General features: G+C 36.0%; 17 protein-coding genes. 15 read left to right on the plus strand and 2 right to left on the minus strand.

The features are described 5' to 3' along the window. Positions 1–201 precede the first annotated feature (201 nt). The 14 genes from H5084_RS18030 (at position 202) to H5084_RS18095 (ending at position 17,374) form a co-directional block, all read left to right on the plus strand. Positions 202–1,500, plus strand: a complete 1,299-nt coding sequence (locus tag H5084_RS18030) for a polysaccharide export protein (RefSeq protein ID WP_182692038.1) — start codon at positions 202–204, stop codon at positions 1,498–1,500. Between the two features lie 175 nt (positions 1,501–1,675). After that, entirely contained in the window at positions 1,676–2,107 is a 432-nt protein-coding gene (locus H5084_RS18035) for a low molecular weight protein-tyrosine-phosphatase (RefSeq protein WP_182692040.1), read from the plus strand. Positions 2,108–2,299: 192 nt separating this feature from the next. Next, positions 2,300–4,519, plus strand: coding sequence for a polysaccharide biosynthesis tyrosine autokinase (locus tag H5084_RS18040; protein ID WP_182692042.1), 2,220 nt, complete (start codon positions 2,300–2,302; stop codon positions 4,517–4,519). A gap of 297 nt (positions 4,520–4,816) precedes the next feature. Then, positions 4,817–6,334 carry an asparagine synthetase B gene (locus H5084_RS18045; RefSeq protein ID WP_182692044.1) on the plus strand — a complete coding sequence of 506 codons (1,518 nt, stop codon included), beginning with the start codon at positions 4,817–4,819 and terminating at the stop codon, positions 6,332–6,334. Next, positions 6,331–6,744: an adenylyltransferase/cytidyltransferase family protein gene (locus H5084_RS18050; RefSeq protein ID WP_182692046.1), complete on the plus strand. Its 414-nt coding sequence runs from the start codon at positions 6,331–6,333 to the stop codon at positions 6,742–6,744. Before H5084_RS18045 ends, H5084_RS18050 begins: the two co-directional genes overlap by 4 nt. A gap of 69 nt (positions 6,745–6,813) precedes the next feature. Continuing rightward, positions 6,814–7,992, plus strand: a complete 1,179-nt coding sequence (locus H5084_RS18055) for an O-antigen polymerase (RefSeq protein ID WP_182692048.1) — start codon at positions 6,814–6,816, stop codon at positions 7,990–7,992. An 88-nt stretch (positions 7,993–8,080) separates the two neighbouring features. Then, positions 8,081–9,250: a CDP-glycerol glycerophosphotransferase family protein gene (locus tag H5084_RS18060; RefSeq protein WP_182692050.1), complete on the plus strand. Its 1,170-nt coding sequence runs from the start codon at positions 8,081–8,083 to the stop codon at positions 9,248–9,250. Between the two features lie 157 nt (positions 9,251–9,407). After that, on the plus strand, positions 9,408–10,349 hold the full coding sequence (locus H5084_RS18065) for a glycosyltransferase family 4 protein (protein ID WP_182692052.1): 942 nt from the start codon (positions 9,408–9,410) through the stop codon (positions 10,347–10,349). Continuing rightward, on the plus strand, positions 10,346–11,737 hold the full coding sequence (locus H5084_RS18070; RefSeq protein WP_182692054.1) for a lipopolysaccharide biosynthesis protein: 1,392 nt from the start codon (positions 10,346–10,348) through the stop codon (positions 11,735–11,737). Before H5084_RS18065 ends, H5084_RS18070 begins: the two co-directional genes overlap by 4 nt. Beyond that, positions 11,730–12,839: a glycosyltransferase gene (locus H5084_RS18075; protein ID WP_182692056.1), complete on the plus strand. Its 1,110-nt coding sequence runs from the start codon at positions 11,730–11,732 to the stop codon at positions 12,837–12,839. Before H5084_RS18070 ends, H5084_RS18075 begins: the two co-directional genes overlap by 8 nt. A gap of 54 nt (positions 12,840–12,893) precedes the next feature. Beyond that, positions 12,894–13,931: a polysaccharide biosynthesis protein gene (locus tag H5084_RS18080; RefSeq protein WP_182692058.1), complete on the plus strand. Its 1,038-nt coding sequence runs from the start codon at positions 12,894–12,896 to the stop codon at positions 13,929–13,931. Next, entirely contained in the window at positions 13,932–15,041 is a 1,110-nt protein-coding gene (gene wbjC, locus H5084_RS18085; RefSeq protein ID WP_182692060.1) for a UDP-2-acetamido-2,6-beta-L-arabino-hexul-4-ose reductase, read from the plus strand. 2 nt (positions 15,042–15,043) lie between these two features. Beyond that, positions 15,044–16,174 carry a non-hydrolyzing UDP-N-acetylglucosamine 2-epimerase gene (gene wecB / locus H5084_RS18090; protein ID WP_182692062.1) on the plus strand — a complete coding sequence of 377 codons (1,131 nt, stop codon included), beginning with the start codon at positions 15,044–15,046 and terminating at the stop codon, positions 16,172–16,174. Further along, on the plus strand, positions 16,175–17,374 hold the full coding sequence (locus tag H5084_RS18095) for a glycosyltransferase family 4 protein (protein WP_182692064.1): 1,200 nt from the start codon (positions 16,175–16,177) through the stop codon (positions 17,372–17,374). It abuts the gene before it with no gap. Between the two features lie 291 nt (positions 17,375–17,665). Here H5084_RS18095 and H5084_RS18100 read toward each other — a convergent pair whose 3' ends face one another. Together H5084_RS18100 and H5084_RS18105 are read right to left on the minus strand one after the other, a co-directional pair. After that, positions 17,666–18,613: a glyoxylate/hydroxypyruvate reductase A gene (locus H5084_RS18100; RefSeq protein ID WP_182692065.1), complete on the minus strand. Its 948-nt coding sequence runs from the start codon at positions 18,611–18,613 to the stop codon at positions 17,666–17,668. Further along, the gene (locus tag H5084_RS18105) at positions 18,610–19,038 is read right to left on the minus strand and encodes a VOC family protein (RefSeq protein WP_182692066.1); all 429 of its coding nucleotides are present in this window, start codon (positions 19,036–19,038) and stop codon (positions 18,610–18,612) included. Before H5084_RS18105 ends, H5084_RS18100 begins: the two co-directional genes overlap by 4 nt. Positions 19,039–19,419: 381 nt before the next feature. Here H5084_RS18105 and H5084_RS18110 point away from each other — a divergent pair, with 381 nt between their 5' ends. After that, complete coding sequence (locus tag H5084_RS18110; RefSeq protein WP_182692067.1) at positions 19,420–20,925, plus strand: MBL fold metallo-hydrolase RNA specificity domain-containing protein; 1,506 nt, start codon at positions 19,420–19,422, stop codon at positions 20,923–20,925. Positions 20,926–21,551: the final 626 nt, after the last annotated feature.

A 21,551-nucleotide genomic window follows, 5' to 3' on the forward strand; every position in this document is an offset into this window, starting at 1 on the left:
TAATAAACTAAAAATTAAAATATTGCGTGATAGAGCAGGCAATGAGCGTTAAACCATAACAGCACCATAGGATGGTGACAGTGAATGGATACAAGGGAATGGTAACAAAGTGAATAAAAACGATGTGCCCAACCAAGCTCTCATTGAACAAGCTATGGCGTTATTCACATTCCTATTCAATCACTGAGAGTAATATAAATCATGTTTTATAAATCTAAAAGTACATTATCTATTTGCCTTGTATTGCTACTCTCCGGATGCACTATCCCAGGCTCTTCTCTTTCATTAAGTGATAAAAATACATTTGATGAATCTAATTTAAGTGATGAACAAAAACAAAACATGCCAGTAGAACAAATTAATGTCTATCCATTGACCTCTTCGTTTGTGACTGCTTATGCTAAAAGTAGCGACCAAGGCATCAACGTTAGTAAAGTCAATAATGAATTAGACAAGCAAATCGCTGATTACGAATACACAGTCGGCGTTGGTGATATCTTAAATATTACGGTTTGGGATCACCCAGAATTAACCATTCCAGCCGGTTCGTACCGAAGTGCAGAAGAAGCGGGCCATTGGGTACACGCTGATGGACGCATTTTTTACCCTTATATCGGTTTTATTCCTGTGGCAGGTAAAACAGTTGTTCAAATTCGTTGGTATATAGCAAAACGCTTAGCTAAATACATTGAAACACCACAAGTGGATGTGAGTATAGCCGCTTTCCGTTCACAACAAGCTTATGTGACTGGTGAAATTACTAGCCCTGGTAAGCAACCTATCACTAATATTCCATTAACGCTGCTAGATGCAATTAACCTTGCCGGTGGATTAACCACAACGGCTGATTGGCGTAATGTGAACTTAACCAGAAACGGTCAGTCAGAAGTTATCTCGTTATATAAGTTGATGCAAAAAGGGGATTTAACACAAAATCGTTTGATTGCTAAAGGCGATATTATCCATGTCCCACGTAACGATGCGCAAAAAGTATTTGTACTAGGGGATGTGAAAAACCCTGAAATGTTAAAAATTGATCGTGATGGCATGACATTAACCGAAGCATTAAGCAGTGTTGGTGGTATCAATGAACTTTCAGCCGATGCAACAGGTATTTTTGTTGTACGTAGTGCTGAGCGTGATACTAATAATGAAGCATTCTTAAAACAACGCCGTGATGCGTTTAATGAACAAAATGAGTTAAATTCAAACTCAACAAGCACGGTTGCTGAAACAAATGCCGATCAAATTAACGTTAGTCAAGTCAGCGCAACTGAAAACGGCCGTCCTGAGCGTTTAGTGGCAAATATTTACCAATTAAATATTAGTGATGCTGCGGCATTAGTGATTGGTACTGACTTTAAACTACAACCTTATGATGTGGTTTATGTCACTGCAGCGCCGATTGAACGTTACAACCGAGTTATACGACAATTAGTGCCGACTATTTCAGCATTTAATGATTTAACTGAAGGTATGTTACGCGTTCGTAACTGGTAATGGTTAAACTTTTTGCTGTGTATTCAGTATCTAATAATAGATTAATAACGTCTGATAATAGATTAATAAAAAGTTATTACTGTATTAGATAGTAAAGAGTTAGCAAGAATGACCGCTTCAATAATGAAACATTTGACGATAAACAAAACAGTAGTAAAAGGGAAGAAAACCAAGCATGTTTGATAAGATTTTGGTTGTGTGTGTAGGGAATATTTGTCGCTCACCTACAGGTGAGTTTCTACTTAAAAGTTTACTAAAAAATAAACAAGTAGCTTCTGCAGGTGTGGGGGCTTTAGTGGGGAAACCTGCCGATGCGCTGGCAAGCCAAGTCGCATTAGAGCACGGTGTTAGCCTTGAAGGTCATCAAGCGCAGCAATTAACCGCAGATTTATGTCATGAGTACGATTTAATATTAGTAATGGAACAAGGCCATGTTGAAGCGGTTACCAATATTGCACCTGAGGCGCGTGGCAAAACCATGTTATTAAGCCGTTGGGTTGGGCAGGAAGACATTCCAGACCCTTACCGTCAAAGTAAAGAAGCGTTTGAACATGCCTTTAAAATGATTGAAGAAGGTGCGATGTCTTGGGCTAAAAAACTTGGTTAATGCGCTTTAAGTAACTCATCTCTAAGCAACTAACTTATAAGAAACTAATTACTAAGCAACTCATTACTAAGCTATACATTACTAGCTATTCAAGACTAAGCGACTAATTACTAGTAATCACGGCTTATGTTTAGTCACTATTTTCATAGTTACCTTCACTGGTACTAATTACAGCAGATAATAAGAAAAATTATGAGCAACACGATAAATCAAAGAAGCCATTCTCAAAAAGCCGAGAGTAAAAATCAACAATCCGATGCAGATGTGATTGACCTCGGTAAATTGTTAGGGTTGTTATTAGATCGTAAGTGGCTGATACTTTTTGTTACCACTTTGTTTGCTGTCGGTGGTGTTGCCTATGCCTTATTGGCGACGCCTGTCTACAAAGCCGATGCACTATTACAAGTTGAAACCAAAAGCTCTGGTATGTCTGCAATGGTAGGCGACATGGGCGACCTGTTTTCCAGTGAATCATCGGCCACAACCGAAGTTGAAATCATTAAATCACGCATGATTTTAGGCAAAACAGTCGATGAACTTAATTTAACGGTTCAAGCTGAGCCTATCTATACACCTATTATTGGTAAAGGCTTGGCGAGATTATCTGGTGAACAAGCCAATATCACCATTAGCCGTTTTGATGTGCCAGATTACTTAGCAGAAGCGGCGATTGAGTTAGTCGTTGATGATGCAGAACAAGGTTTATTTTCTTTGTTTGATGGCGAAGGTAATCAGATTGCAGAGGGTAAAGTAGGGGAGCCACTTGAAAAAGGCGGTTATCGTTTGTTTGTACAAGCGTTAAGTGCAGCTGAAGGTGCGCGATTCAGCTTAAGTAAGCGTAGTAAACTAAAGAGTATTCAATGGCTACAAGGAAGCTTAGCAGTAAATGAACGTGGCAAACAAACAGGTATTCTATCATTATCATTTGAAGGTGAAAATAAATTATTAATTGGAAAAATATTAAACAATATTAGCCAAAATTACTTCTTACAAAATGTTGAACGTAATTCCGCTGAAGCTGAAAAAAGCTTAGTGTTTCTAAAACAACACCTACCGAATATCAAAAAAGAATTGAACTCAGCTGAAGATGTATTAAACGACTTCCGCCAAAAAAATGAATCGATTAATTTAAATTTAGAAGCTGAATCAACATTAAAAGTGATGGTCGAGCTAGAGAAACAATTAAATGATCTTACATTTAAAGAAGCGGATATTAGCCAACGTTTCACCAAAGATCATCCTGCTTACATTTCATTATTAGACAAGCGTAAAACCCTGTTACTTAAAAAAGATGACTTAGATAGCAGCATTCAAAAACTACCAAAAACACAGCGTGAAGTATTACGTATGACACGTGATGTGGAAGTAAACCAACAAATCTATATTCAGTTATTAAATAAAGTACAAGAGTTAAGTGTATTAAAAGCAGGCACAGTTGGTAATGTTCGCATATTAGATGAAGCACAAGTTTTTGATATCGCGATCAAACCTAAAAAGCCTTTAATTGCTGTATTGGCAACGTTATTAGGCGCGATGCTAAGTGTTGCATTTGTGCTGTTAAAAGCGGCCTTCCATAAAGGCATTGAAAGCCCTGAAGAAGTAGAAGCATTAGGTTTGCCGGTTTATGCCAGTATTCCTAAGTCGGTATGGCAGGAAAAATTAGACAGTAAATTAATAAAACTACGTAAAGGTAATAAGCACCATAGAAAGCAAAGCCATAACACACAAACTATTTTATTAGCAGAAGCAAACCCTGCAGATCTCTCTATTGAAGCATTACGCGGCCTACGTACCAGCTTGCACTTTGCCATGATGGAGGCCAAGAACAACGTAGTGATGATCTCAGGTCCTGCTCCTAGTATTGGTAAATCATTTGTATCCGCTAACTTTGCAGCGGTAGTCGCAAAAACAGGGCAAAAAGTATTAGTGGTTGATGCGGATATGCGTAAAGGTTATTTACAACGCCATTTTGGATTACCGTTAGAGAATGGTTTGTCAGAAATGCTATCGGGTAAACTTCAAATTAATGAAGTGATCAAAAAAACTAGTATTGATAACCTAGACATCATAACGCGCGGACAAGTACCACCGAATCCGTCTGAGTTATTAATGCACCCACGTTTTAGCGACTTCATCAAGTTTGCCTCTGAGCAATATGACTTAGTCTTAATTGATACCCCCCCTGTGTTAGCCGTAACAGACCCAAGTATTGTCGGAGCATTAGCCGGTACAACCTTAATGGTAGGTCGCTTTGATAAAAGTACAGCCAAAGAAGTAGAAGTGGCATTACATCGTTTTGATATGGCTGGGATAGAAGTAAAAGGCTTTATCCTCAACGCCGTTGAGAAAAAAGCCAGCAGCACCTATGGCTATGGTTATTACAATTACGCTTATAAAAGCGACAAAGCTTAGTTATATTCGATGAGCTTTACGTTATTAAAAACTGGTGTTTATGTTTGTAGAACTTTTTTGTGAAAGGACCTATTGGGGCCTTTTAGGAAATGTAAGTGAAACCAATGTTTCATAAGCCTTTTAAATAAACAGTCTGTCTCAAAATGAATGAAAAGTGTCTTGTAGGTTATTTTGAAGTAGAGGCTTTAAATTGAAACTTATGCTGTTTACGTGTGATTCAGAAATTTTATTATAGCTATAACAATACTAAAATTTTCCATTTTTTAACCAAGTAATAACAGGATATAAATATATACAATGTGTGGAATATTCATTTCAAATAACCCTTCAGTTAATAATGGTAGTCTTTCAACAATTGAAAGTTGCTTAAGATTTCGAGGGCCTGATGCTTCCTCTGGTTTAGTTTCGCATTTAGGTTGGCGCGCTTATCATTCTAGGCTATCAATTATTGATATAAACTCTGGTGTAAACCAGCCTGTTATTGATGGTAATGGCGGTATTTTAGTTTTCAATGGTGAGATACTTAACTATAAAGAGTTAGGAATAAAATATTTCAAGTGTGATTATACTAGTGATTCAAAACTACTAAGTGATTTACTTGCCACTGGGCAAATGAACCCAAATGAATTAGATGGCTTCTTTGCATTCGTGTATGTCGATAAGCACGGCCAATTAAGAAATGCATGTCGAGATAGATTTGGTGTTAAGCCTTTGTTTTATCATGTTGATGGCGACTACATTAGCTTTTCTTCAGAGCCTAAAGTCTTTAAAGAGCTATTTGACCTTTCTGTAAATGACCATGCTATAGAAGAGTATTATGCCACTCGAGCGCCAATTTTTTCTGGTTCATTTTTTACTAATGTAAACTCTGTTGAGCCTGGGCATTGCTTGAAGGCTGGTAAATACTTTGATTGCATAGGCTATTTGTCAGGTAGTTATGAAACGGTAACAGATAAAGAGCTGGAAGAAAGTATTAAAAAAGGAATTACTACTCGCCTTGTTTCTGATGCTCCAGTTGGTTTACTTTTAAGTCGTGGAATTGATAGTAACTTAATGAAAGAGTTAGGTGATTTTAATCGGTATTATACCATCGGCTTTGATGGTGATGAAGATATCGAATATTTAAAATCGAACCCAATAAATGGTCTAAACATTGTCGAATGCCAAGCCAATGAATATTTAGAAAGTTTTAATTACTTGCTGGATTTACGTGGGGAACCTATGTCAGTTCCAAATGAAGTGCTTTTATATAGGGTAGCTACAGTTGCTGCTGATGATGGTATAAAAGTGTTACTTTCTGGAGAAGGAGCTGATGAGTTTTTTGGTGGTTATGACAGAGTCTTTAAGTGGGCTGCCAACACATCAACTTTTGATCTAGATATTTTCTTAAATTTATATTGTTATAAACCACCCAAAGAAAACTCTGAGCTTTACAAAAAATTTGCAGATTTGTTTCAGTCAAAAAACTTAAAATCAGTTTTCGAAATGGTTCGTTGGTTTTTTATTCGTTACCACATGCCGGTTTTATTCAGACGCTTAGATTTTGCATTGATGGCGGCTGGCATAGAGGGAAGAGAACCAATTGCAAATCACCATGTATTTGAGTTTGCAGCAAAGCTTTCTAAAGACGAATTGATGGGGAAGGAGTTAGGGAAAATCCCGCTTAGAAAAATGATTGAAAAATATCTTGGGACTAAATTTGCGTTCGAGAAAAAAGTCGGGTTTCCTGTTAATTTAACAAAAATATTTAACAACCCAGATAACCTATCTTCTTATGATCTGTGGTTTCAAAATAACTTAAAGGTATTAAAATGATTATTGGATATACAAGCGGTGTATATGATTTGTTTCATGTTGGGCATGTGAACTTACTCAGAAATGCAAAAGCTATGTGCGATAAGCTAGTAGTTGGTGTAACAGTTGATGAGTTAGTCTCATATAAGGGAAAACAACCTGTTATCCCTTATCATGAGCGAATCGAAGTAGTTAGGTCATGCAAGTATGTTGATGTTGCTATACCTCAAAATAACATGGATAAAGCTGCATCTGCTCAGAAAAATCATGCAAGTTATCTTTTTGTTGGAGATGATTGGTATGAAACAGATAAATGGAAAGAGCATGAAGCTGATTTAGCTAAAGTTGATTGCAAAGTCATATACTTTCCCTATACCAAAGGCACATCAAGTAGTTTAATTAATGAAACTTTAATTAAACTGCGAGGTTAGGTTAGTTTTAAGGTCCCTTATGTATAATAAGTTAACTCATTTAATTCAGACACAATTTTAGGATTTACTATGTCTCATGGTGGAGCCTATTTTCACCCGTTATTTGTATTCTTTATCGGTTGTATATTTTTTTATGTTATCCCAATGTTTTATTTGGGATATTTTGATTTTATATACTGGGTGATATTTATATGTGCAGTTATATCATTTTCTGTAGGTTATTATGCATCAAATGTGGTAGCTCCTTACAAAGAAAGGGTGCCTAGGTATATTGTTAGTAGTGCGCTACCTTATATTGGGGTCATTGCTATCTTATACCTTGTTTGGGCTGTTATTACATATGAACCTATTAATAGTTATGCAGAACTTTTCCAAAACAAGTCTCAAGGTGCAATATACTCTCAAATTTTTATAAAACTAAAAAGTATGATTATAGTATTGCTAGCGAGCTACTATGCTTCAAAGTCCAGAAAGAATTATTTTATTATTTCACTCTGTTTTATCGCAGTGCATTCAATGTCTCCTACAAGGTTTCATCTAATAGAAGCATTAATTTATTGGTGTGCATTCGGGGTCTACTTTAAATATTTTAAAATTAAATTATTTATGGTCGTGACAGCTCTGCTTCTTTCTCCTTTTATATTTTCGATATTATTGTTAAAGAGAGGAATGGAATCTGAAAGTGGAAGCTTCTTTTCGTCTTTTTATGATTTACTAGTAAATGCAAATATCTCCCAATTATTAGAATTATCGATAACCTCTATGGAAACGTTTGTCACATTTGAAACGTTCACTATGATAATTGAAAATAACTTCATACACCCTGAGTCAGGGATTGCAAGATCATTTTTCCTATTTGTACCAAGATCTATCTGGGTAGATAAACCTGAAGCGATATCAAGAATTGTAGCTAATGAATTCTATTCTGGAGCATATTTCAACGGTGGTGGGATGGTTGCGGGGATATTTGGTGATGCATATGTAAACGGAGGTTTGCTAGGAATTATTTTAATTTGGTTTTGCCTTGGCTACGTTTGCAAGTATATTTATGCAAATACAGTTTTAAGATGTGAATTTATTGAGAGTAGATATTATAAAGCATATTGCATCTGTTTATATTTAACTTTTTTAGGTTGGTTTATTATGTGTCTACGAGGGTTTATGTCAGATTTTCTATGGATAGGAATATTTTACACCCTTGCACTACTTTCATTGAATAAGCTATTTAGCCGAGAAGTTTACGATTAGAGTGTGTTGCAACTTTTATGGTAGTTCTAAATACACACATCAGTAATCACACTGAATTATCTTTATTAATTATGTAAGTAAATAAACTATGAAATTAATTAGCAAGCTAAGTAAATATATTTTTTCAATTGTCAATACATGTATACCAAAAAAGAAAAAGAGAGTCCTATTTAAGAGTATTCCTGATTATTCTGGTAATGCAAAAGCATTTAGCGATTATTTAGTGAAACATTATCCGGAGTATGAGATTGTGTGGTTAATTACAGGTGAACCGGAATCATCTCTAGATTATCAAAGTAGAAAAAGCTCTACTTTGATAGCTTTGTACTATTACGTCACAAGTAAATATATACTCACCACGCATAATGAAATGGTTTCTACAATAGGGTTAAATCAAAAGTATATTAGTTTATGGCATGGAATGCCGTTAAAAAAGGTTGGTTATTTAGGAGAATCGGAATATCTTCAAATGGCAGATTATTCCGCTAATCGGATAGCTACATCAGAGGTTACACGTTCAATAATTTCAGCTGCTTTCAGGGAGAAAGCGAATAAGGTGTTAATTACAGGGCAGCCCAAAAATGACTATTTGTTTGATGATGAAAAGTGTTTATCTAAACTCGGAATAAATGAAAACTATGATACTTTAGTTTTTTTTGCGCCTACATTCAGAGCGAATGTAGTTAATAGGAACAATGGTAGCGAAGGGGGAGCTGATGGAGGGGCTATTAATGAGAATAATTTTCTTAGAGTTGATGATTTTGATGTTGAAGCATTAAATAACTTCCTAAAAAGTAAAAATATTCTTTTGTTGATAAAGCTCCACCCTTTTGAAGAGGATACTTTTATGGGGAGAGAGCTAGGAACTAATATTAGAGTGTTAAACTCACCTACATTAAAGTTTAAAAAAATAGATATCAATCATATATTATCCAAAGTAGACATTTTGATTACAGATTACTCTTCAGTTTATTTTGATTTTTTAGTGTTGGATAGGCCGATTGTGTTTTTGGTACCAGATCTGCTGGAATACGGCAGCTCCCGTGGTGGATATACCTTAGAACCATTTGATTTCTGGACCCCTGGTCGGAAAGTTTATTCGCAACATAGCTTAACTGAAGAGGTAAATACACTGATAAGCGGAGACGATGAATTCTCTAACCAGCGTAGAGATACTAACTCGATCATTAATAGATACTCTGATAATAAAAACTGTGAGCGTGTTTTCAACACTTTTTTTGAAAAAAAACAATATTAGTATCTTGGTGTAATTAAAAAAATAAAAAATTTTGATAAAATGGACTCTGATGTATAACAAACCTTATGATTATTTAATAATCACCAACCTACCCGCTTTCTATAAGATTAACCTTTATAATCACCTTTCAAAAATATTAAAGATAAAAGTAATATTTATGTCTAGTTCATCGTCTATTCGCTCTAGTGACTTTAGTCAAGGTGAGATGCAATTTGAGCATGTTTTTCTATTTTCAAATTCTTACGAAAAGAGGAATAAGTTTCTTTCGTTTATGAAGTTGTCAAAAATTCTTTTTTTTACCAATTACAATCGACTTATCGTGCCGGGCTGGGAGTTAATAGAGTTGATTCCATTGATTTTTTTACTGCCTACGTCTAAGAATTGTATTCAGCTAGAAAGCAGCATTATCGAAACAAAATCTACTGGAATACTTTGGTTTATAAAAAAGCTTATTCTAAAAAATATTGGACATGCATTTCCTTCTGGTGTTTTGCAAACAAAAATACTTCAACAGGCTAATTATTCGGGGAAAATACACTTAACTAAAGGGGTTGGTATACCAAGTAGGACTTCAAGTAGGGCTGTTAAAAATTTTATCGTAAACAATAAATTAAATTACTTGTATGTTGGGAGAGTTTCTGAAGAGAAAAATTTAAAGTATTTAGTTGATAAATTTAATGATAACGGAAAATCCCTTACAATTGCTGGTGATGGTCCATTATTAAATGAACTCAGGTTATCCGCAAATCCAAATATTTCATTCTTGGGTTATATAAATAATGAAGAGTTATCAGTAGTTTATAAAGAGCATGATGTTTTCATTTTACCATCATATTCAGAGCCTTGGGGGTTGGTTATTGATGAAGCATTATGGTTTGGTCTGCCAGTTGTAGTGAGTGAGAATGTCGGATGTTTAGAAGACTTGGTAATAAATCCGGTTACTGGGATAGTATTTAAATTAAACGATCAGATTAGCTTTGATAATGCTCTTTCAGAAATTGAAAGTAGCTATGCTAAGTATTGTCGAAATGTAAATTCTATAAATTTTGAAGCAAGAGACGAAGAACAAATAAGTGCCTACCGGATTTCTGACGTATGACCAATAAAACAGTAAAGCATTTTATTAACTATTTCTTTTCTGATTTATTTGTAAAAGGTTTTTTATTTATATCATTACCTTTATTATCAAGGGTGATGACCCCTTCTGAGTACGGTAAGCTATCTTTAATTAGTGCTGCAATTTCTATTCTTTTTGTATTTTTAAGTTTTAATATTCAAAATGCAATATCGAATCGATATATGCGCACTAAAAACGATTTTGGTAGTTATCTCTTCTCAAATTTGTCATTGTTAATTCCTTTACAACTTGTTGTTATCCTTTTGTCTCCCCTTTATTTGGAGTTCCTAAGCAATATATTTGGTTTGGAAGAGCAGGACATATTTTATGTTTTAATTATTTGTTCAATGCTCACGTTGTTTAATCTATATACGGGATACCTCATCGCAGCTAGGAAAAGTAAAGAATTTTCATTGTTTAATGTGCTGAGTAAACTAATAGAGTTGTTGTTGATTTTTGTGTTTGCTCTATTGCTTGTTGAAAACCAATACCTCTCTAAATTATATGCGCAGCTTATAGTTGCTAGCTTTGCATTACTTATTATAGCCCCTAAAGTTTATCGTTTGTTGGTTATAGAGTTTAAGTATGAACACGTTCGCTCAGCATTATTGTTTGCATTGCCTCTTATACCTCACGCATTAACAAATAACCTATTGTCACAAATCGATAGGTTTATCATTAATGATCAACTTGGTCAGGCTGCAACTGGGATCTACTCCTTTTCATATAATCTTGGTATGGCAATTGTTGTCGTGATTATGGCATGGAACTCCTCATGGCAGCCAAAGCTGTTTCAGTTTATAAATGAAGATAATAAATTAAGAATCAAAAAAGTTGCCTATAGCAGTGCTGTTGTTATCGGTTATTTTAGTGCTTTAGCTATTCTTTTTAGTGAAGAAGCAGTGTTTTTGTTTGCGGATAAAATCTATTATCAAAGTATTCAAATTATTCCTATCATTATTATCGGCAATGCATTGATCCATATATATATGACTTATGCAAATTTTGTCTTTTATGAGAAGAAAACACTTTATATCTCTTTAGCGACGTCCATTGCTTTGTGTCTCAATGTTCTATTAAACTTATGGTTAATCCCTAATTTTGGAATTGAGGGGGCTGCTTGGGCAACTGTCATTTCATATGCAGCTCTTTGCTTCTTGCATTATTTAACCTCTACTTTCGTTCTAAGATTAAACTACATCAGCATATGTCTATTGCTTGGCTTTATATTTTCCTTGTTGGTAATATATGTTATTTATTTATTTATTTCTTTATTGCCTTACTTTTTTGCATTGACTTGTAAAATAATAATAGCAGTCCTTGCTGGGTATATTCTTTATCATTATAAAAGTAGGTTACAACTTGGCTAAAAATAAAATCCTGATAAATGCATCTAATTTACATGTTGGCGGAGGCGTTCAGGTTGCCGCATCATTCATTTCTGAATTATATAAGCTACAGGAATTTAACTTATCAGTTATTTGTTCTCAAAAGGTTTATGAAAACCTGCCTGAAGATATAAATACTTCTAAGTTCGATTCTTTTAATGTTTGTGATGTTTCAAGAAGCAGCCATCTATCTAAACAACAAAAAGAGTTATTTGAAGGGTATGATTTATGTTTTACTGTTTTTGGTCCCTTTTATTATAAGTTTCCAGTGCTTAAACACATTTGTGGCTTTGCTCAGGCTTGGATTGCATATCCAAAAAATATTGCATATGAACAATTATCAATTAAAGAGTGGCTTAAAAATAAATTTAAGTTTGGTATTCAGTCATGGTATTTTCGTCACTATGATGCATTAATTGTTGAACAAAAGCATATTAAGAAGGCTTTGGTCAATAAAGGAATAGATGCAAATAATATATCAGTCGTTAGTAATTGTGTCTCATCTATTTATGAAGACCAAGTAGCTTGGTCTGAATTGCCGTTTGAATTTGATATGCGCAATGAAGTTACACTTGGCTTTATTGGTCGCCCTTATGCTCATAAAAATGTAAAAATACTATTGCAGGTTGATGAAATATTACGTGTTAAACATAAAATGGAATGTAATTTTCTTTTTACTTTCAGTGAGTCGGAGATGAATTTGTGTGGTTTTACAGAGAAAAAGAACTTTTTCTCTGTTGGTGAAATCAGTGCCTCCCAATGCCCTGCATTTTACCAATCAATAGATGCTCTTATTTTCCCTAGTTTGTTAGAATGTTTTTCTGCCTCCCCCATTGAAGCAATGAAAATGAATACAACAGTTTTGGCATCAAAGTACCCTTTTGTTGAGGAACTTTGTAAAAATTCTGCATTTTATTTTAACCCCCTTAACGCTGAAAATATTGCAAATACAATTTATAGTGCTTTTTCTAACCTGCAAGTTAGAGAGGAGAAAAAAAAGCTAGGGATAAATATCATAAACAATCTGCCTACAGCGAGAGATCGCGCAAAATCTTATTTAAAGATTATTGGAAATAGCCTTTAATAAGACTATTGGAAATAGTCTTTAAGAAAATAATTAACTGAAGTCGAGAATAATATGTTTAAAAATAAAGTTTTATTAATAACTGGTGGTACAGGATCATTCGGTAATGCAGTTTTAAAGCGTTTCTTGAATACTGATATTAAAGAAATCCGTATTTTTTCTCGTGATGAGAAAAAACAAGATGATATGCGTAAAGCTTTTAATAATGAAAAGCTTAAGTTTTATATTGGTGATGTACGCGACTCTCAAAGTATCTCAACAGCTATGCGTGGTGTAGATTATGTTTTTCATGCTGCTGCATTAAAGCAAGTCCCATCTTGTGAGTTTTATCCTCTTGAAGCTGTTAAGACAAATGTACTAGGTACTGAGAATGTTTTAGAGTCTGCTATTTTCCATGGTGTTAGTCGTGTTGTTTGTTTGAGTACAGATAAAGCGGTTTACCCTATTAATGCGATGGGTATTTCTAAGGCAATGATGGAAAAAGTAATTGTTGCTAAAAGCCGTAACTTGGAAAACACCAATACCATTATTTGTGGTACGCGTTACGGAAATGTAATGGCTTCCCGCGGCTCTGTTATTCCTCTATTTATTCGTCAAATAATCGAAGATACCCCAATTACTTTAACGGACCCTTCTATGACGCGCTTTATGATGACACTAGATTCTGCGGTTGATTTGGTACTGCATGCTTTTGACCATGGCGCTAACGGTGATATTTTTGTCCAAAAGGCCCCGGCTGCAACAATTGAAGTACTGACAAAAGCTATTCTTGAGATGACTGGTAAACCAGGGCATAAAGTCAATGTGATTGGTACTCGCCATGGTGAGAAACTTTTTGAAGCACTATGTAGCCGTGAGGAGATGTTTGTTGCGCAAGATCAAGGCCAATATTACCGTGTTCCTGCGGACAATCGTGATCTTAATTATGCACAATATACGGAAGAAGGTGAAAAAGACCTTTCAAAAATAGAAGATTATAATTCACACAATACTGAACGTCTTGATATCGAAGGGATGAAAATATTGCTTCGCAAACTGGATTTCATGCGAGAAATTGAAGCGGGCAATTTGATTGTACCTGAAGGTGTTTAAATGAATATTTTAGTAACAGGTGCCAGTGGTTTTATTGGTCAAAATTTATGTGTATTTTTACAAGAAGCTGGTTTTAACCATATTGATAAGATCACACGTGATGATACTGAAATCAGTATTTATGAAAAAGTTAAAACCGCTGATTTTATTTTTCATCTTGCCGGTATTAATCGCCCTAAAGATGAAAATGAATTTAAAATCGGTAATACGAACTTAACTAAAAGTATTTTAAATACTCTTATAGAATGTGAACGAAGAACACCTATTGTTTTAACTTCTTCAATTCAAGCTGAGCTAGATAACCCTTACGGAGTGAGCAAAGCGGGTGCGGAGAAAGCTGTGATTGACTATGGTAAAAGCACAGGGGCAAAGACCTCCATATACAGATTACCGAATGTTTTTGGTAAGTGGTGCCGTCCAAATTATAATTCAGCAGTTGCTACCTTTTGTTATAACACGCTGAATGATTTGCCAATCACAATTAACAACCCAGATGCAGCGCTTAATCTTGTTTATATCGATGATGTTTGTCAGTCGTTCGTTGGCCTGTTAAGCGCAACATCACAAACTGCAGAAGAATATAATCAAGTTGAACCGGTTTACCAAACTACGGTTGGTGAAGTCGCTGCATTGCTTGCTGAATTTAAAGAAAGTCGTGAGAGTCTGATTTCTGCTAGAGTAGGCGAAGGTTTTATTCGTGCGCTTTATTCAACCTACATCAGTTACCTTGCTCCTGAACAGTTTGCATATGATGTGACTCGCCATAGTGATGAGCGGGGTACATTTGTTGAAATGCTTAAAACTAAAGATGCAGGCCAGTTTTCATTTTTTACGGCTCATCCTGGCATTACCCGTGGTGGTCATTATCACCATACTAAAACAGAAAAATTCTTAGTAATTAATGGTAAAGCTTCATTTAAATTTAGACATATCAGCACGGGTGAATCTTATGAGCTGATTATCGATGGCAAAGAGTCCCGTATTGTTGAAACAGCTCCTGGTTGGTCGCACGACGTGACTAATATTGGTGATAATGAGTTAGTTGTTATGCTTTGGGCAAATGAAATATTTGACCGTGAAAAGCCTGACACTGTTAATTTTAAGGTTTAAAAATGAAAAAGTTACATGTAGTAAGTATTGTCGGCACGCGACCAGAGATTATTCGTTTATCTCGTGTATTGGCTAAGTTAGATGAGCATTGTGAACATACTATTGTACACACTGGTCAAAATTATGATTATGAACTAAACCAAATATTTTTTGATGATCTTGGTGTACGCAAACCTGATTACTTTCTAAATGCAGCTGGTAAAAATGCATCAGAAACTATTGGTCAAATTATTATTGCTGTTGATGGGGTGTTAGAAAAAGAACAGCCAGAAGCTCTATTAGTTTTAGGTGATACTAACAGTTGTTTAGCTGCAATCCCTGCAAAACGACGCAAGATACCTATTTTCCATATGGAAGCGGGTAATCGTTGCTTTGATATGCGAGTACCAGAAGAAATTAATCGTCGGATTGTTGATCATACTGCTGATATTAACCTTACTTACAGCGATATTGCTCGTGAATACTTACTAGCAGAGGGGTTACCCGCAGACAGAGTTATAAAGACTGGTAGCCCAATGTGTGAAGTACTGACTCATTATGCTGACGTTATTGATGCTTCAGATGTATTGTCTCGATTAGAATTAACATCAGGTCAATATTTTGTAGTTAGTGCGCACCGTGAAGAAAATGTTGATTCAGATATTAACCTTGAGAAACTAGCATTGTCACTTAATTTGGTGGCTGAAACGTATGGTGAGCCTATTATCGTTTCTACACATCCTCGAACAAAAAATCGTATTGATTCACAAAACATTCAATTCCACCCACTTATCCAATTGTTAAAACCACTTGGTTTTAGAGATTATGTAAAACTTCAAAAAGAAGCAAGAGCAGTGCTTTCTGACAGTGGAACCATTAATGAAGAATCGTCAATTTTAAACTTCCCTGCACTTAATCTACGTGAAGCTCATGAGCGGCCTGAAGGTATGGAAGAAGCTGCTGTAATGATGGTTGGACTTGAACCTAAACGTGTTATGCAGGCGTTACAAATATTAGAAACTCAAGCCCGTGGTGATGAAAGAACATTACGTCAGGTCGCAGATTATTCGATGCCTAATGTTTCGGATAAAGTGGTGCGTATTATCCACTCTTATACTGATTACATTAATCGAGTTGTTTGGAAGAAATATTAAATGCGATTAGCTTTACTAATTGATGATTATCTACCCAATAGTACAAGAGTCGGGGCTAAAATGTTTCATGAGCTTGCATGTGAGTTTGTGAAATGCGGGCATGATGTTGTTATTATTACTCCCTCTTTTAATCAAAAGCAGGCACTAGAAATATCTATACTCGATGACGTTACGATTTGGAAATTTCAAAGCGGTAAAATCAAAGATATTGGAAAAATACAACGTGCAATAAATGAAACATTACTTTCAACCAGAGCTTGGAAGGCGATCAAATCAAAAGTTGAAAATAATTCTTTTGATGCTGTTATTTATTACTCACCTTCCATTTTCTTTTCTGGTCTGGTTACTAAACTTAAAAAAACTTGTGGTTGTCGATCATTCTTAGTATTGCGAGATTTATTCCCACAGTGGGCTGTGGATGAAGGCCTGATAAAAGAAGATTCTTTAATTGAAAAGTATTTTAGACATTTTGAAAAATTAAATTATGAGGCCGCTGATAATATAGGGTTAATGTCTAAGAATAATATTACTTTATTTAATCAATTAACTAGCGATAGTTATAAGATCACTCTTTTAAGGAATTGGGCTGCATTTTCTCCATTTAATAAACTTACTTTAAATTTCAGTTATCGAGATAAGTTAAATTTAAAAGATAAAATTATTTATTTTTACGGTGGTAATATTGGTCATGCACAAGACACGGAAAATTTAATGCGTTTAGTGCGTAATATGCAAACATATCCACAAGCCCACTTTTTATTTGTCGGACAGGGGGATGAAGTTGAGCTAATTAATCAATTAGCTATAGATTGGAATTTAAATAATTTCACTTACTTACCTTCTATTACTCAAGATGAGTTTAAGCATCTATTATCAGAAGTTGATGTCGGGTTATTTTCATTAGCCCGCAGCCATACTGCTCATAATTTCCCAGGGAAATTATTAGGGTACATGGTTGAGTCACTGCCAATATTAGGTAGTGTTAACCCTGGAAATGATTTACTTGATATTGTTAATGATAATGATGCAGGAAATATTTTTATCAATGGTGAAGATAACAAACTATTGGCTGCTGCTATTAAATATTTAGAACCTGATTACCGTACAAACCAAGGGAATAATGCGACTGTATTATTGCATAAGGAATTTACGGTTGAAGCTGCAGCGAAAAAAATCATCAATACAATACAAATCAGTTAGTGATGAATATTAAATTATAAATATTTATCAGATTATATTGTATGCTTCTTTAGTAATTTTCTTTATATAAAAATAAAAATCCCCAATAATCGTCATACCTATTCGGGGATTTTTTTATCTCTTAAAAGTGAATGTGTTAAAAAAGGGGAATACGAACTAGGTGGCCTTGACACCTGTGTGAGATACTTTTTCTTCTAAAAAGTACGTGTCGGTTGTTAAAAGTTAACTGTACTCTTTATGATGTTTTACTTACCCAAATACTCGATAACTAACCTGACCAGAATACTCTTTTTAATAGCCTTTTTCTCGGTCGACTATTTCAGGTATACAACCTGACTCGATGAATGACAAAATATGTTTTGCTGCAATTTTAGAAGCTGTTTTCATATTCGTTGGTCCTGATACATGAGGTAAAATAGTTATGTTAGGTATGTCCCATAGCTTATCTTCAATTGGCAGTGGCTCGGTGGCGAAAACATCTAGTACAGCATGCTTGAGTCTATTGGACTCGAGGTTTTTCAGTAGGGCTCTCGTATCAATGATTTGTCCGCGAGCAAAGTTGATGATTGATGCTCCTTGTTTAAGATACGATAAACGGGTTTGATTCAGAAGACTTTGTGTATTGTCAGTTAATGGCAACAGCACGATCACAATATCTGACGTATTGAGTGATGTTTTTAAACCCTGCTCACCGTGAAAACAGCGTACATTGGGAATCGATTTTGGAGACGTACTCCACCCCGATACAGTAAATCCTTGTTGAACTAAGGATGCACAAGCCTCACGCCCCAAAGCGCCAAGTCCAAGCACGGTTACTTGGCAATCCTCTGGAAGCATTACTGGGTGCTGTTTCCATATACGTTGACGTTGTTGCGTTGCATAAGTGTGAAGATCTCTATGTAAATAAAGCACCATGGTAAGCACAGCCTCAGCCATGGTCTTCGCTAGCTGTGGATCAGTCATCTTTACGATCGCAATATCTTGAGGTAGTGCCGCTGCCAGTTTTTCGACGCCAGCCCATACACTCTGTACCCATTTAAGGTTGCTAAGTTGTTTTAGGTCCTCTGGATCAGGATTAGCGACAATGGCAACATTAGATTGTTGCCAATACTCAATGCTATGATCTTCAAATGCGGCTACTTGCAAGTCTGGTAGAGCGGCTTGTAAATACTCTAGCCATTGTAGGCGATCATCATTATCAATATTACTGACAAAAGGAATGGGAGGTAATGCCTTCATTTAGCAAACAACTGATCAAGGTTTTTGAATGCTTTTAGCTCTATCGCATTCCCTGCAGGATCATTAAAGAACATCGTCGCTTGCTCTCCTGGTTCGCCTTTAAATCTAATATAGGGTTCAATCACAAAATTAATACCTTCCTTTTTCAAGCGTTCGGCTGTTGCAGTCCAATCATCCATCTCCATGAGTACGCCTGCATGGCGACAAGGCACACTATGTCCATCGACGGCACTCGTTTGTGCTTTAGTCAATTCTTCTGGTGCATAATGAGCAACGATTTGATGCCCACGGAAATCAAAATCAATCCAATTATCCGATGATCTACCTTCACTACATCCAAGTAAATTTGTGTAGAAATGACGTGCAGCTTCTAGATCATCGACTGGGAAGGCCATATGAAACGGTAAAATAGTGTTAGTACTCATGTTCATCTCCTTAGTTAGATAATTTAACAGTATCATTTCATGCACAGCACGGAAAACAATAAAATTTTAAGCAGTGCTATACGAGAAATGATGAGAGTTAACAATTTTAGCGAAACTTACAAATCATTAATCCACTATTCTGGTTACTAAAAGCTGTACCACTACAAACACCATTAATTTACTTACAAAATAATTAACCTACTTATACTATCAACAACTCATTTTAAACAAGCTGCGACCTGTTTTTTCGTTTAAGTGTTTCTTTATAATTGAACAATATAGAATTAAGTACTTTGATAGCACAAAGGTGAAGCTTATTACTTGTTTGCTGATTAACTGATGACTACAGTCTAAGTAGATTCTTAAACTAAGGGGCTAACGATGCAGATACTTCATCATGGTGCGGTTAATGGGGTGACAGGCTCATGTCATCAACTTATTGTTGATGACCATCATAGTTTGTTAGTGGATTGCGGATTATTTCAAGGCGCCGAAACTTCGGGCCGCAGTGACGATGATTTGTTATCCATTGAGTTTGATATTTCGACTGTACAAGCGTTATTGGTGACGCATTGTCATATTGACCATGTTGGGCGGATCCCTTATTTATTAGCAGCTGGTTTTACTGGCCCTATTATCGCTACAGAGGCGACGGCCGCTTTATTACCGATGGTGATTGAAGATGCGTTGAAAGTAGGGGTGACTCGTAATCAGTCTATTATTAAGGCTTGTTTAGCGCGCTTAAAAGATCAGTTGATTGCAGTCCCCTATAAACAATGGCATTCCATCTCTTTATTGGCTGCTTCTGATGAGGGTCGTACAGATAACTTTAATAGCACTAAAGTTAAGGCTGTAGCACTTAAGCCCGCAGTAATTAAGGCAGTCGCATTAAAGGTTAAGTTTCAACCTGCAGGGCATATTTTGGGCTCTGCTTATATTGAGGTTGATGTTAAATCTAGCGATAGCAGCTCACCCAAGTTACCTTCAAAAGAAAAATCGAATAAATCTACCCGCATTATTTTCTCCGGTGATCTTGGTGCTACCTACTCTCCTTTGCTTGCTGCTCCTAAAAGCCCTTATCGTGCAGATATTGTTGTTATTGAAAGTACCTATGGTGATAAGAATCATCAAGGTCGGCGTGATCGCGCAAAAGGTTTGGAAAAAATACTCATCAAAGCGATTGCTGATAATGGTGTGGTGCTGATCCCCGCTTTTAGTATTGGTCGTACACAAGAGTTGTTGTATGAGCTTGAGCAGATTATTTCTCATACTAAGTTTAAAAACTTAGCGGATATTGAAGTGATTGTTGACTCACCTATGGCGGCTAAATTCACTGAGTATTATCAGCAGTTTCAAACACTTTGGGATGCAGAAGCTAAAAACCGTGTTAAGCAAGGTCGTCATCCTCTTAATTTTGATAGTTTGTATACTGTGGATTCGCATAAAGAGCATATGCAAGTGGTTGAATATCTCGCTAAACGCAGTAAACCTGCGATTGTGATTGCGGCGAGTGGTATGTGTAGTGGCGGAAGAATCGTTAATTATTTAAAGCGTTTTATTAGTGAACCCACTGCGGATATTTTATTTGTTGGTTATCAAGCACAAGGGACATTAGGGCGACAGATTCAACAGTATGGCCCTAGTGGCGGGTATGTGTTTATTGATGGCGAGAAGCTGACGATTAATGCCGGTGTACATACTATTTCAGGTTATTCTGCACATGCAGGGCAAGATAATTTAGTTAATTTTATTAAGCGTATTCGTCACCAACCTAAAAAGGTGATTGTTGTACATGGTGATGATCAAGCAAAGCAGGCGTTAGTTGATAAGTTATCGAAGATTGGTGTTAATGGGGTTATTGGAAATAACAAAGGGGAGGAGGTGTAGTTGAAGGCAGTGGCCAATGTTTGTTGGGGGTGCTTGAGGTTTTGGCTCGTCTGTGTTCGTCGAGTCTGTTTGATTATTATTCATCGTTATTGTTAATGTATTTAGCTCGTCTGCGCTCGTCGTAGCAGTTTGATCATTATTCATCGTTATTGTTAATATTTTTAGCTCGTCTGCGCTCGTCGATGCAGTTTGATCTTTATTAACGTTGGTTTCGCCCTTGCGGCGACCCTACTTTCTTTTGTCAGAAAAGAAAGTAGGCAAAGAAACTGACACCGGATCGTTTTCTGCTCCAAATAATTAATGGCTTTTATAGCGCACCGGCTCTTACGGCACATCCATGTGCCAAACGAGCCTAATCCAAACATCCTGTTTGGCTTTGCTAAAAGCCATTGATGATTTGGGAAAACTTTACGGTGGGGTTGTTCGTCCATGATGAGTTGATGTTTTATTGTGGCAGTTGGGGCATTATTTTTTGTATGAGTTTGCTTTTGGTTTTAGCTCGTCTGCGCTCGTCGATGCAGTTTGATCTTTATTTACGTTGGTTTCGCCCTTGCGGCGACTCTACTTTCTTTTGTCAGAAAAGAAAGTAGGCAAAGAAACTGACACCGGATCGTTTTCTGCTCCAA

The organism is Psychromonas sp. SR45-3 (assembly GCF_014163575.1).
GTDB lineage: Bacteria > Pseudomonadota > Gammaproteobacteria > Enterobacterales > Psychromonadaceae > Psychromonas > Psychromonas arctica.

Bases quoted from the DNA above. Each gene is read 5' to 3' on its own strand.
- H5084_RS18030 (WP_182692038.1), top strand. From the start codon at position 202: ATGTTTTATAAATCTAAAAGTACATTATCTATTTGCCTTGTATTGCTA.
- H5084_RS18035 (WP_182692040.1), top strand. From the start codon at position 1,676: ATGTTTGATAAGATTTTGGTTGTGTGTGTAGGGAATATTTGTCGCTCA.
- H5084_RS18040 (WP_182692042.1), top strand. From the start codon at position 2,300: ATGAGCAACACGATAAATCAAAGAAGCCATTCTCAAAAAGCCGAGAGT.
- H5084_RS18045 (WP_182692044.1), top strand. From the start codon at position 4,817: ATGTGTGGAATATTCATTTCAAATAACCCTTCAGTTAATAATGGTAGT.
- H5084_RS18050 (WP_182692046.1), top strand. From the start codon at position 6,331: ATGATTATTGGATATACAAGCGGTGTATATGATTTGTTTCATGTTGGG.
- H5084_RS18055 (WP_182692048.1), top strand. From the start codon at position 6,814: ATGTCTCATGGTGGAGCCTATTTTCACCCGTTATTTGTATTCTTTATC.
- H5084_RS18060 (WP_182692050.1), top strand. From the start codon at position 8,081: ATGAAATTAATTAGCAAGCTAAGTAAATATATTTTTTCAATTGTCAAT.
- H5084_RS18065 (WP_182692052.1), top strand. From the start codon at position 9,408: ATGTCTAGTTCATCGTCTATTCGCTCTAGTGACTTTAGTCAAGGTGAG.
- H5084_RS18070 (WP_182692054.1), top strand. From the start codon at position 10,346: ATGACCAATAAAACAGTAAAGCATTTTATTAACTATTTCTTTTCTGAT.
- H5084_RS18080 (WP_182692058.1), top strand. From the start codon at position 12,894: ATGTTTAAAAATAAAGTTTTATTAATAACTGGTGGTACAGGATCATTC.
- wbjC (WP_182692060.1), top strand. From the start codon at position 13,932: ATGAATATTTTAGTAACAGGTGCCAGTGGTTTTATTGGTCAAAATTTA.
- wecB (WP_182692062.1), top strand. From the start codon at position 15,044: ATGAAAAAGTTACATGTAGTAAGTATTGTCGGCACGCGACCAGAGATT.
- H5084_RS18095 (WP_182692064.1), top strand. From the start codon at position 16,175: ATGCGATTAGCTTTACTAATTGATGATTATCTACCCAATAGTACAAGA.
- H5084_RS18100 (WP_182692065.1), bottom strand. From the start codon at position 18,613: ATGAAGGCATTACCTCCCATTCCTTTTGTCAGTAATATTGATAATGAT.
- H5084_RS18105 (WP_182692066.1), bottom strand. From the start codon at position 19,038: ATGAGTACTAACACTATTTTACCGTTTCATATGGCCTTCCCAGTCGAT.
- H5084_RS18110 (WP_182692067.1), top strand. From the start codon at position 19,420: ATGCAGATACTTCATCATGGTGCGGTTAATGGGGTGACAGGCTCATGT.